We start from the raw sequence: 11554 nt of genomic DNA, 5'->3' as shown, positions 1-11554 counted from the left end.
CCGGAGAAGGATTTGAGCGAGCCGAGCAGGCGTCCCATGGGCGTACGGGCGCCCGCGACGATCACTGAGGTGGTACCGGTCGTTCCAGACATGAGACGTCCCCTTTGCGGTGCGGCCGGTTGTGCGGTGCGGCCGGAGAAGTGAACGGGGTCTGCGGCCGGTGGTTGTGGCGCGGCGCTGCTCTCTCGCCGACGGGGCCATGTGCCTTTATATGGGCTTCTACTTGAAGGGTCAATGACAATTCGAAAATATCGATCAGATTCTTTTCATGCTAGAGTATTCGCATGCCAAGGCAGGGAACTGAAAGGGCTCGCGCGGACGGTGTGTGCCAGCTGCTACGCGGCGACATCTTGGGTGGGCGAGTGATCTCTCAGGTCGGCGGCTGAAGTGCCCGACGTGTGTGGCGGCTGCGCCGCCCGCGCTTTGTGTGAGGAGGCCGAACTGTTCTGGCAGTCGGTGTCGTTCGGCAGGAGCCGGACCGTGACATCGAGGTGAGCGGGGGGGGGCGGCTCCAGGCGGTCATCGCATACGACGCCGATCCCGCCGCCGAGCGGCTGCCGGAGCGCACCGTGCACACCGCACAACTGCTGATCACCTGTGCCACGGACGAACCAAACGGCGTCCGGCGTACACCAGCGAAAGTAGGCATCCGCCGATGGATAAGGTCATCTCCAGCCCCGCAGCTGCTGTCGGGGACGTGCTGAACGGTGCGTCCCTGGCTGTTGGTGGCTTCGGTCTCTCCGGTATTCCGAACGAACTGATCGACGCCTTGCACCAGTCCGGGGTCCATGGTCTGCGGGTGGTCTCCAACAACTGCGGAGTCGACGACTGGGGTCTCGGCCGTCTTCTGGCGGCCCATCAGGTCGCCAGGGTGACTGCCTCCTATGTAGGCGAGAACAAAGAGTTCGCCCGGCAGTACCTCGCCGGCGAGCTGGAAGTCGAACTCATCCCACAGGGCACGCTCGCCGAACGGCTGCGGGCAGGCGGGTGCGGCATTCCCGCCTTCTATACCCCGGCCGGTATCGGCACCCAGGTGGCCGAAGGCGGACTTCCCTGGCGCTACGCCCCGGACGGCAGCATCATGGTCGCCTCGCCGGCCAAGGAGACGCGCCGCTTCGGCACCCAGGACTACGTACTGGAAGAGGCCATCGCCGCCGATTTCGCGCTTGTGCACGCCGCTGTCGGCGACCGGCACGGCAATCTGGTGTTCTCCGCGGCCGCGGGTAACTTCAACGCCCTGTGTGCCATGGCGGGCCGCATCACGATTGCCCAGGTCGAACGGCTGGTTGAGCCGGGCTCACTCGACCCCGCGCAGGTCCACGTCCCAGGTGTCTTCGTCCAGCGTGTCGTTCCGGTCGCACGGATAGAGAAGCGCATTGAGAAGCGCACCGTCCTGACAGCCGGGACCGGTGCATCGGCAAAGGAGATCCGCTGATGGCTCTGACCCGGGAGCAGATGGCCCGCCGGGCCGCGGCCGAACTCACCGACGGCCAGTACGTCAACCTGGGCATCGGCTTGCCGACCCTTGTCCCGAATCACCTTCCCCAGGGCGTCGGCGTGGTCCTGCACAGCGAGAACGGCATCCTCGGTGTCGGCCCCTACCCAGCCCCGGGTGATGAGAGTCCCGACCTGATCAACGCCGGCAAGGAGACCATCACCACCCTGCCTGGCGCTGCGTTCTTTGACTCCGCGTTGTCGTTCGGCATGATCCGTGGCGGTCACCTCGATGTCGCCATCCTCGGCGGGATGCAGGTGTCGGCAACCGGCGACCTCGCCAACTGGTCTGTCCCAGGCAAGATGATCAAAGGCATGGGCGGGGCCATGGACCTTGTGCACGGCGCGCGACGCGTCATCGTGCTGATGGAGCACACCGCGAAGGACGGCACACCCAAGATCGTCGAACGTTGCAGCCTCCCGCTCACTGGGCGAGCGGTCGTGCACCAGATCATCACCGACCTCGCGGTCCTCGATGTGACCAGCAGGGGACTGGTCCTGCGGGAACTGGCGCCCGGCGTCGACGAGGCAGCGCTGCGGCGAGCGACGGCCGCACCGGTTAGCACCGCCGCATGAGCCCAGGGCGATTTCAAAGTCCTCCGCTCTCGGGGTTGTTGCCGGTCAGGGGGTGATCCCGGGCAGGTGGACGGGGCGGGTGAAGGGTTCGTAGGACATGTCGCGGAGGGCGGCAGTGATGTCGGTATCCGAAAATCCCCATACGTTGACTGGCGGCGGTGCGCCGCGTCAGGCCGTGGCGGCGGTGCCCTCACAGGCCGCATTCGTGCGTATGCTTCGCCGTTTCACTGGGGACTTGCTCAGCCGTTGGCAGATTGACGAAGAGTACTGGGATTCCGCCGTGCTCATCGTCGACGAGCTGGCCGTCAACGCAGTTCAGCACGGCCGCTCGGACATGACGCTATTCCTGGCCCTCGATGACGGGATGCTCCGCATTGCCGTCGCCGACACCGGGGCTCAGGTGGCGCATGCGGACTCTGATGTCGACCCCGACGAGCACGGACCGTGAGTTGCTGGTCGCGGTGGTGGGTGCGGCGGCGGAGGCGGAATCGGTGGAGGGACGGCTGTCCGAGCCGGCACCGGACGCCTTCCGTGTCCGGCCGCTGCCGGACACGGAAGAGGCCCGGTCGGCCGTGGAACACGGTGAGGTCTTCGCCGTGTATGTCCCTTCGCCCGCCTGTCCTGGGCTGGTCTGCGCCGGGGCTCATGGCCGTGGGCCTCTAACGACGCCGCAGGCTTCGCGTGATACTGCGGACCGCTGCTACTGGGTCCGCGACAAGGCATCTCAACATCGCCGACCCCACACTCCACAGACATCACCGGTCGATCCGGGCTCAGTGGGCGGTAGCGGGAGTCGGCTGGTAGGCAAGCAGTTGCCAGCTGCCGCCGGCTTTCGACCAGACGGCGAGGCACCTGTTGTCAAGTTGCTTGACGGAACCGCCGAGTTCCACCGTGGCGATCATCCTGCCCACCACGACAGCCGCATCGCCCGCGAAGAGGATGCCGTCGTCGTCGTGTTCGATTTCGATGTATTTCAGAACGGAGTCTGCCATCTTGCCCAGCAGAGACTCCTTGGTGTCCCTGCTGGAATCTGAGTGGGAATAACACAGCTGATCGGACAGCAAGCGAGCCAGTGTCGTGACGTCGCCTGCGAGCATAGCCCGGTAGCGCCGACTTTCCAGAAGGCGAATGGATTCACGTTCGGCGTGGAATGCGTCGGCTGTTCTGTTCATGTGAGGCTCCGGATCGGGGCTGGGGGCGGATGCATGACGGGGCAGGGGACTTCCGGTACGCGCCCCGATATCCGACGAGCCCATGCCGTCGGTACCGGGGCGGGTGCGACTGGACGACCGGAAACGGGCACATCGGCGGAAGAAGTGGTGGCACTGCTCACGAACGGCTCCTGTTGTCGGGGGAGGCGTGCACGGGCTGCTTCGTGCGGGTGAGCGGCATTGCCACGCATTGCCGCGGATGCACTCGCGGTGCGGGCGCCACCCAGGCAGCCGAACTGGCCAACCGGGACCCCGAGGGCGGATGTCCCGATTTTGGCGCCGAGGAGGACGGCGGGTCCGGGTCCCTGGCGTACTGTGCTCTGCTCGCAGTCGTGGGCAGGGGCTGGATGCGGTCTGGGGGGGAAGTGCGGTCAGAACGCCGGTTGGAGTGGGGAGATGGCGCTCTGGACGCGGTCACGAGCCTGTACGCCTTGTGCCATGGCGTCGTGCACGTTGGCCGTCAAGGCGCCATTGCGCTTGTGGACGGTACCGCGTACGAGAACGGTGTCGATGTTGGAGGTGTCGGCGGACACCACCACGGTGGACGCCGGGTCGATGACCGGGAATGTGTTGATCCGGTCGGTCCGGAGCAGCACGATGTCGGCGTCCTTGCCGGGAGTCAGGCTGCCCGTGCGGTGGTCGAGCCCGCACGCTGCGGCACCGTCGATGGTGGCGGCGCGCAGTACGTCGCGGTGGGTCAGGCTCGGGGCGAAGGCGACGTCGTGATCGTCGTTGGCGGAGAGAATGCGTTCCGCGGCAAGCGCGGTGCGCATCTGCGTGAACATGTCTCCGGGCACGCTGGTGACGACATCGACGCTGAGGCTGGGCCGCAGTCCATGGGCGAGGGCCTTGCCGTGTACCGGGTATCCGTGCCCCATCAGCAGCTCGACGTAGGGGGAGAGGGAGACCGTGCTGCCGGAGTCGGCGATCAACTTCCACTCTTCCTCGGTGGTGTCGTTGCAATGCACGTAGGTTGTGCTGGCGTTCAGCAGCCCGGCCTTGTGCAGCTCGGCGACCATGTCGGTCTTGAACCCCGTGACGCGTTGACCCACGTGGACGGTGATACGGGCGTCGAGTTCGCGGGCGAGCGCCCAGTCGTGGTCGACGACGTCGGGGGTGCACATTCCCGGCCCGCGCAAGGCCAGCGCGAAGGTGAGCAACTGGTCGTCGGTCGCGAAGTACTGTTCGCGCACCCGGCGTGCGTCCATTGGGTGGGGGAGGGGACTGAAGCCCCAGTAGTCGCCGGCCGCAGGTGTGCCGTAGGCGTACATGGCACGGATGCCGCTCTCCCGTAGGCCGTCGATCGCGGCGTCGGCATGCTGGGGCGTGTTGTTCGCGTGGGACCAGTCGACCAGGGTGGTGATCCCGGCGTTGAGCGCTTCCAGGGCGCCCAGCAGGTTGCCGGCGCGTATGTCTTCCGGCTGGTACACCGGGCCGAAGCGGCCCATGATCTCGCCGAGGTAGCCGTCGAGGGTGCAGCACGGCAGGCTGCCACGGATGAGGGTCTGCCAAGTATGGCGGTGGGTGTCGACGAAGCCGGGGATAACGATCATCGCGGTCGCGTCGACGACCTGGGCATCGATCGAGCCGTCTCCGGCGAGATCGGGACCGATGGCGGTGATCACGCCGTTCGTGATGAGGATGTCGCAGTTCGCGATCTCGCCGATGGCGTCGTCCTGGCTGAGGACATGACCATTGCGGATCAGGGTACGTTCGGTCACCGGGGTTCCTCCTGCTTCCTTGCAGATCGAGGTCGTGCCGGCCCGTTTGGTGCGGGCTGATGTGATGTCCGGGTCGCGTAGGGCACCGCTCCCCGATGTGCCGGGCGTCTCACCAAAGACTGACAGGGAGGGGGATGAGCCCGATGACCACGGCTGCCGTACCCCATGCCACGGGCTGGGTGTAGCCGATGGTCAGTTGGTGGTCCAAGGACCACGCACCGGCGCTGGTCGGATTTCTTTCGTGGTCAGAACTCGCCGAGGGAGTTACGCGAGACGCATACCGGCGTCCACGACGAGGTTGGCAGCATTGATGCCCGGGTTGTCGGTGAGGGCGAATGTTGCGGCGATGATGTCCTGGGAAGTGGGCAGTCGCTTACCAGGAGTCTGTTGCCGCAGTTGCTCGTACCGGTCCTCTTGCTCCTGCGAGGCGTGCTCGACCGCGTCTGTGCCGACGATGACCCCGGGAGTGACCGCGTTGACGCGGACCGGCGCGATCTGCAGCGCGAGGGAGTTCATCAGTCCGATGACCCCACCGTTGGCCATGGAGATCGTCGTCGATCCCGGCATCGGGACCCACATCGACAGTCCACTGAACATCACGACCGAGGCCTGCGAAGAGAACTTCGGCAACGCCTGCTGCACCGCGACCGCGTAACCGACGTTCTTCATCACCAAGGTTCGGGCGCTGTCGTCGGGTCGGAAATCCTCGATGGTGTTGTTGTCGCGGTCGAGCGCTGTGAGGATCAAGTGGTCGACGCGGTCGATCTCCTGGAAGAGACTTGCCAGCGAGTCCCAGTCGGTGAGGTCACAACACCGTCCCTGCGCGGAGTCGCCGATCGAGGCCGCCGCAGTCTTGGCGCGCTCAAGATCCCGGCCGGCCACGGTGACGGTCGCCCCCAGCGCGCAGCACGCTTCGGCGATGTCGAGCCCTAGCCCTTTGGTGCCGCCGATGACCACGATGTGGTCGCCTGGCTTTGGCATGGGATCACTCCTTGATTATTGTTCGGCGTCGGTTCTGGACGTCGGTTCTGGACGTCGGTGCTGTTCAGTGCGGTGCCATGGCTCGGCCGAGCTCACTGGTGCTTGTGTGCGGCCGCATCTCGGCTAGCGGATGCTGTGCGCCCCGGTCATGAGGGCGGCGAGGTCCTCGGGGTGGACGAAGGACGGGGGCACCGGCGGCCCCCAGTTGAACAGGCCCAGTGCACCCTCGAGCACCTCGGGCTTCCATATCTCGTCCTCGGGGATGACGTCCAGGTCTGAGTAGTACTCGGAGAAACTGCCCGCGGGGTCCTTCAGGTACCAGAAGAAGTTCGACCCCGCGTGATGGCGGCCCAGCCCCCACACATGACGCTCCGGATGGTCCTCAAGCATGGCAAATGCGCCTCGTCCGACCTCGTCGATGTCCTCAACCTGCCACGACGTGTGGTGCAGGAAGTTCACCGGAGCCCCGACGACCAGGACGTTGTGGTGGTCGGTGGAGCAGCGCATGAAGGCGCCCTGGCCCTTGATGTAGTCGCTGGTCTTGAACCCGAGCCCTTCGGTGAAGAACCGCATCGTGGCCTCGTGATCGGTCGACCCGACGACGACATGGCCGAGCTTGCGGGGCCGGACGGGCTGCTCCCGCAGCAGGCCGGGCGCACGACCCCCTGTGCGCTCCACGCGGCCAGGCCCGTTGTAGGGGGTCGGCGGTTCCTCGGCCTGCTGGAGGCGTTCGGCGATCCGCACCACGGCACGGAACCCCGCTACGGGCTCCTCCGTGACCACAGCGCCGTCCTGATGCTGGACCTTCAGGTCCAGCCGACCCAGTTGGCGGGCGATCCGTTCCAGGTCATCGGAGTCGTCGGCTCCGATATTCACCTCGACCAGACGCCGCGTCGGGGCATGCACGATCTTCATTTGCTGTCCACCGTCACGCGTGGTGAACCAGCCCTCGTCGTCCAGCGTCAGGCCGAATTCCGTGTAGTAGGCGGCTGTCTCCTCGACGTTGGGAACTCCGATGACAAGGGAGTTGAGCCGGTGCAGCGGCATTGTCAACGCTCCTGAGTACTGGGACGGCCCTGCCCTTCGCGGGCAGCAACCATCCGGTGGTCATGCGACCGCATCACATGCGTTCATCTCGATGAAACACATATACGGTCTCGCATTCGGTGAGTCAATGGATATTCGAAAGTTGCCTCTGGTTCGCATTCTTCTGATCGAACCGGGGGCGACCCCGCGGTAAGCAGTCAGACCGCCAGGACCCGGGCACACCAGGCCTGACACGCAGACTGCTCCACACGCGGCATGGCCCCCCCGCAGTCAGAAGCCGCGAGGACGGCAGTTCAAGCCGGAATCATCGCCTGTCGGTCAGCGAGTTCGACGCGCTGGTGAACGTCCTGCTCAAGGGCCCGCGCCCGCGTGATCTGAAGGCCGGGTGGTCCTGACGCAGAGCGCGGTCAGTTGCTTGTGCGACAGGCCGGACGACCGCGGGCTATTTCAGACGCTCACCGCTGGAAGAGGACGCGCGCGGTGCGATGATCTAGTTAACCGACGCCGGGCGGAAGCAGATCCGCAGCCCGCCCGTACCAACGCCGAGGTGGTGGGGAGGAGGTTCGCCGACCAGCCGTCCCAGGCCCGGCCGGAGTCCCTCGGATGATCGATGGGTCAGGCGATGCCGACCAGGTTGGAGTCGAGGTCGACGGTCAGGACGAGCCGTCCCTCGTTCAACTGCCACCCGCACACCTCATAGGTGCGCAGCCCCTCGGTGAACAGCGGATCGCGTTCCGCCACGGCCCGCGCGTGAGCCAGCGACTCCGCGCGGACGATGATCATCCCGGAACCGTCCCAGTCGTAGTCCGGCGCCCTGAACGGCCCGTCCATGAACATCACGCCGCCACTTTCGAGTTCGCGCAGGTAGACGACGTGGTTGGCGAGCGCCCGCTGGGTCTGGTCCGACTCGATGTCCCAGTTGTCGGAGGGGGAGCCGAACAGCGCGTAGAGCTGGAAGAGCCTCAGTTCCAGGCCGGTGAGGACGTTCTGATCGGTGTCGTTGCTCATCGTGTTTCCTCTCAAGCGACCGCGGTGTCGCGAACCGAGAGCACGGCTCGGGTCTGTTCGGCGAACAGCACGGCCAACTGGTCGCGGGTGGGGTTGTGGGTCAGGCGGCCGTCGGCGTCGATGAAGGCCGCGGCGTTCCCGATCTGCAAGGCGTCCAGCAGACGGGGGTGCGGGTGGACAGCAGGACCGGGCGCAGGTGCAACTGCGCCCGCCCCGTGCGCGCCGGGCCCCCGAGGCGTCGATGAGCAGTGCCGGGCGCCCGGCCGGTACGGAGGTGAGCGCCGGACGCGAACACCAGTCGAGGGCGTTCTTGATCACCGGGGAATATGACCAGTCGTACTCGGGTGAGGCTACGACCAAGGCGTCGGCGCGTGCGACGCTCTCCCGAAGCGAACGGACGGAGTCCGGCGTCCCGTGCCTCCGGCGGACTCGTCGTGGTCCTGGTACAGCGGCACGCCCATGGTGACCGTGCAACCCCGCGTCGTCACCGGTCCTTCTCGGCCGGGCCGATGAATCGCTGCTCTATTTCCCCGATACCGGTGACGTAGGAGCGCAGTACGTCACCCGGGTGCAGGAAGCGCTGGGGGCTGAGGCCCAGTCCCACCCCGGCCGGCGTGCCGGTGAAGATGACGTCTCCGGGTAGCAGCGGCAGCACCGCGGACAGCCGGGCGATCAGCTGCGGAACGGAGAAGATCAAGTCCGACGTGCGGCCCTTCTGCACGTCCTCGCCATTGATGGCACAGCCAAGTTCGAGATCATCGGGGTTGTCGAACTCGTCCGGGGTAACCAGGTACGGCCCCATGGGAGTGAAGCCCGGATACGACTTGCCAAGGCTGAACTGCGGCACAGGACCGGAGAGCTGCAATTCCCGCTCAGAGATGTCTTGGCCAACGGTCAGACCGGCGACGTGGCCCCAGGCCCGCTCTTCGCTCACCTGCCACGCCCGGCGACCGATGACCGCGACCAGTTCCACCTCCCAGTCCACTTTGCCGTCAGGCAGGTTGACCTCCCCGTACGGGCCCGCGACCGATGTGAGGAACTTCGTGAACACCGGAGGTTGCTCCGGCACCCCGAAGCCGGACTCTTCCGCGTGGGACCTGTAGTTCAGCCCGATCGCCAGAACCTGGCGGGGTCGCGGGACCGGGGACTGCAGGTCGGCCTCCTCCAGCGCCACATCGCCAGCGGGCGGCGCCTCGGCAGCCCAGTGCCGGAACTCCTCCCACCGCTCGTAGATCTCCTGCGGATCTGACGAGAACAGCCCCCTGCTGGCCCGTGCCACATCCGTCCAGCCCTCAGCCGTCAGCAGCGCCAGCCGACCGGAGACATTCGCAATACGCATTCCACGCTCCCTGACAGTGTCGTCGTCGGTGCCGTCCCTGAAAGGCACATCTTCGTTGTAGACGAGGAGACTCGACTAGTCAAGTGAGTTTCGAAAGTTTGCGACTGATTCGATCTGCGCTAAACTGTAGGTATGGTGTCCAAGGGTGGGAATCAAACGCTGAGCGACGAGGTACGGGCACGTCTGCGCGCTGACATTCTCAGCGGGCGGCTGCTTCCCGGCTCCCGGCTGAAGTTCCCCACACTGAGTGCGCAGTACGACGCGAGTGTGACCGTACTGCGGGAGGCGCTGGTACGGCTGGCCGAGCAAGGCCTCGTACGCTCCGAACCGCACCAGGGATTCGTGGTGACCCCGCTGTCGCGTGGGACCCTCGGCGAGCTCACCGATGCACGCGTCGAACTCGAGTGCCTGGTCCTGCGTCGCTCGGTGGTCGAGGGAGACCTGGCTTGGGAGTCCCGGCTCGTGGCAGCCCACCACACACTGGAACGTACCCCCTACACCGCCGAAGGCGACGACAACCGGGTCGACGACGACTGGGCCGCCGCCCACGCTGCCTTCCATGAGGCGCTGCTGGCAGGGTGCGCCAATCGGCGGCTGTTGCAGATGGCTCTCGGACTGCGGGACGAGGCCGAACTTTACCGCCGGTGGTCACAGCCGCTGGGCGATGAACCAAGCCGAGACCTGGCGGGAGAACACCGAGCCCTCCTCGAAGCCGCACTGGCCCGCGAACCGGGCGCGGCTGCAGCGGCTCTGTGCGCACACATCCGGCACACCACCGAACTCCTACTGTCTGCCGCGGATCGCCCGGAACACGACTACTCGCCGTCAGCGCCCACCATCTCGCGGTAGCCCGCCTCCGAGAGGCGTCGTTCAACGGGTCAACGGCCGCAAGCGGCACATTGTCACGGACTGTCTTGGTCTGCTGCGGCCCCGGCTGCGCTCGCGTTTCTGCCGGCTGCAGCTGGTGTGGGCCGACGGCGGCTACACCGGCCAGCTGATCACCTATGCCGCGACGTCTTGATTGACCGCGGGTCGCTCGACCCGCTCGAGGTCCGGTCGCTCCCACAGCCCGGCCTGGTGCTCCCCGTCGGTCGGTGGGGCCGGTTCAGGCGATCATGCCGTGCGTAATGCGGGCGGGCCCCGGGCCGGCCCGGGGCCCGCCGGCGGTCACTGCTCGAAGTGGCCGGGGCCGAGGATCCGCCAGTTCTCCGTGGACGGGTCACTGATGGAGGCGACGGGCACGTCGAAGCTCAGCGCCTGCGAGGTGGAGCGCTTGATCGCCCACAGCGTGGGCTTCTTGGCCGAACGGTCCCAGGCGATGGCCTGACCCTCGACCCCGGGGAGCTTGACGGTGGCGGCCCACTCAAGCTCCGAAGCCGCCTTCGGGATGTTCATGACGTATGCCTCGTCGAGGTCGTGACCGGTCAGCCAGAGACGGCCGTCGGGACCCCAGGATCCGCCGGAGTTGCTCATCGGCTTGAACCGGTCGAGGATCGTCGCGGGGATGGTCCAGGACTGGGTGACGTTGAAGTTGTCGTCCATCTTGACGACCTGGGTGTTCTCCGTCTTGCCGTACGGCTCGGTCTCGCCCGCCGGCGGCCTGTCGTAGTTGGCGAAGCCGCCCCACCAGGCTCCGTCGTGCCGGTCCAGCCAGGTCATCGACCCGCGCTCGATCCCGAAGCTGTGCGTAGCGATGGGGCGCATCGTCCGGGGGTCGAACACCTCGATCGAACTCTGCATCGGCCGCTGGTTGTAGTTGGAGGTTGCGACGTACAGCTTGCCGTTGACCACGGAGCCGCTGTCCATGTGGATGATCGGGCCGCCCGCGACGCCCGCGAACTGGAGCAGCGGCTTGCCGGTCACCTTGTCGTGCTTGGTGATGGTGCGGTTGTTCACCGCGTAGAAGTACTTGCTGTCTACGGCAATGCCCTGGTTCGCATCGAAGGTGTCGAAGGACTTGGCGGGCGTGGCGGTGAACTCCGGCGCTTCGGCGGCGGCGACGGCCTGCGTGGAGACGGCGGCGGTGCGCGTCTGCACGGATGCCTGGGCGGGGCCGAGGCCCGTGATCAGGGCGAGCGCTCCGGCGGCGATTGAGGCCGCCACTCCGGTGAAGACCTTGGTTCTGGCGTGCATCGTTTCCTCTTCGGGGGACGTGGATCCGAGGGGCGTCGGACTGA

At 66.4% G+C, this 11554-nt stretch carries 12 protein-coding genes and 1 pseudogene; 4 read left to right on the top strand and 9 right to left on the bottom strand.

Annotated elements, in window-relative coordinates; translation table 11 throughout:
• The first annotated feature begins 655 nt into the window (after positions 1–655).
• From ACWDO5_RS18670 to ACWDO5_RS18660, 3 genes are all read left to right on the top strand, one after another.
• On the top strand, positions 656–1435 hold the full coding sequence (locus ACWDO5_RS18670) for a CoA transferase subunit A (protein WP_450531416.1): 780 nt from the start codon (positions 656–658) through the stop codon (positions 1433–1435).
• Positions 1435–2070, top strand: coding sequence for a CoA transferase subunit B (locus ACWDO5_RS18665; RefSeq protein ID WP_450531415.1), 636 nt, complete (start codon positions 1435–1437; stop codon positions 2068–2070). The genes ACWDO5_RS18670 and ACWDO5_RS18665 overlap by 1 nt, the downstream gene beginning before the upstream one ends.
• 118 nt (positions 2071–2188) lie before the next feature.
• Positions 2189–2518, top strand: a complete 330-nt coding sequence (locus ACWDO5_RS18660) for an ATP-binding protein (RefSeq protein WP_450531414.1) — start codon at positions 2189–2191, stop codon at positions 2516–2518.
• 325 nt (positions 2519–2843) lie between these two features.
• On the opposite strand, the gene ACWDO5_RS18655 is transcribed toward ACWDO5_RS18660, so the two are convergent.
• The 8 genes and pseudogenes from ACWDO5_RS18655 to ACWDO5_RS18620 all read right to left on the bottom strand — a co-directional run bounded on the left by ACWDO5_RS18655 (position 2844) and on the right by ACWDO5_RS18620 (position 9377).
• On the bottom strand, positions 2844–3242 hold the full coding sequence (locus ACWDO5_RS18655; protein ID WP_450531413.1) for a nuclear transport factor 2 family protein: 399 nt from the start codon (positions 3240–3242) through the stop codon (positions 2844–2846).
• A gap of 410 nt (positions 3243–3652) precedes the next feature.
• Positions 3653–5002 carry an amidohydrolase family protein gene (locus tag ACWDO5_RS18650; protein ID WP_450531412.1) on the bottom strand — a complete coding sequence of 450 codons (1350 nt, stop codon included), beginning with the start codon at positions 5000–5002 and terminating at the stop codon, positions 3653–3655.
• Between the two features lie 264 nt (positions 5003–5266).
• Positions 5267–5983 (bottom strand): SDR family NAD(P)-dependent oxidoreductase, encoded by a 717-nt coding sequence (locus ACWDO5_RS18645; RefSeq protein ID WP_450531411.1) that lies wholly within the window; start codon positions 5981–5983, stop codon positions 5267–5269.
• 123 nt (positions 5984–6106) lie between these two features.
• The gene (locus tag ACWDO5_RS18640) at positions 6107–7030 is read right to left on the bottom strand and encodes a VOC family protein (RefSeq protein ID WP_450531410.1); all 924 of its coding nucleotides are present in this window, start codon (positions 7028–7030) and stop codon (positions 6107–6109) included.
• A 615-nt stretch (positions 7031–7645) separates the two neighbouring features.
• On the bottom strand, positions 7646–8038 hold the full coding sequence (locus tag ACWDO5_RS18635) for a YciI family protein (protein ID WP_450531417.1): 393 nt from the start codon (positions 8036–8038) through the stop codon (positions 7646–7648).
• Between the two features lie 11 nt (positions 8039–8049).
• Positions 8050–8187, bottom strand: coding sequence for a hypothetical protein (locus ACWDO5_RS18630; RefSeq protein ID WP_450531418.1), 138 nt, complete (start codon positions 8185–8187; stop codon positions 8050–8052).
• 79 nt (positions 8188–8266) lie between these two features.
• Positions 8267–8512: pseudogene (locus ACWDO5_RS18625) on the bottom strand (NADPH-dependent FMN reductase); the annotation flags it as partial.
• 10 nt (positions 8513–8522) lie between these two features.
• Complete coding sequence (locus ACWDO5_RS18620; RefSeq protein WP_450531409.1) at positions 8523–9377, bottom strand: fumarylacetoacetate hydrolase family protein; 855 nt, start codon at positions 9375–9377, stop codon at positions 8523–8525.
• A 132-nt stretch (positions 9378–9509) separates the two neighbouring features.
• On the opposite strand from ACWDO5_RS18620, the gene ACWDO5_RS18615 reads away from it, so the two are divergent.
• Positions 9510–10226, top strand: coding sequence for a GntR family transcriptional regulator (locus ACWDO5_RS18615; RefSeq protein ID WP_450531408.1), 717 nt, complete (start codon positions 9510–9512; stop codon positions 10224–10226).
• A 318-nt stretch (positions 10227–10544) separates the two neighbouring features.
• Here the strand turns inward: ACWDO5_RS18615 and ACWDO5_RS18610 are convergent, their stop codons facing one another.
• Positions 10545–11510 (bottom strand): hypothetical protein, encoded by a 966-nt coding sequence (locus ACWDO5_RS18610; RefSeq protein WP_450531407.1) that lies wholly within the window; start codon positions 11508–11510, stop codon positions 10545–10547.
• Between the last annotated feature and the right edge of the window lie 44 nt (positions 11511–11554).

It is taken from the genome of Streptomyces sp. NPDC000880, assembly GCF_053599675.1.
Note: the sequence above shows the minus strand (reverse complement) of the source record. Positions and strands in the feature narration are given on the sequence as shown.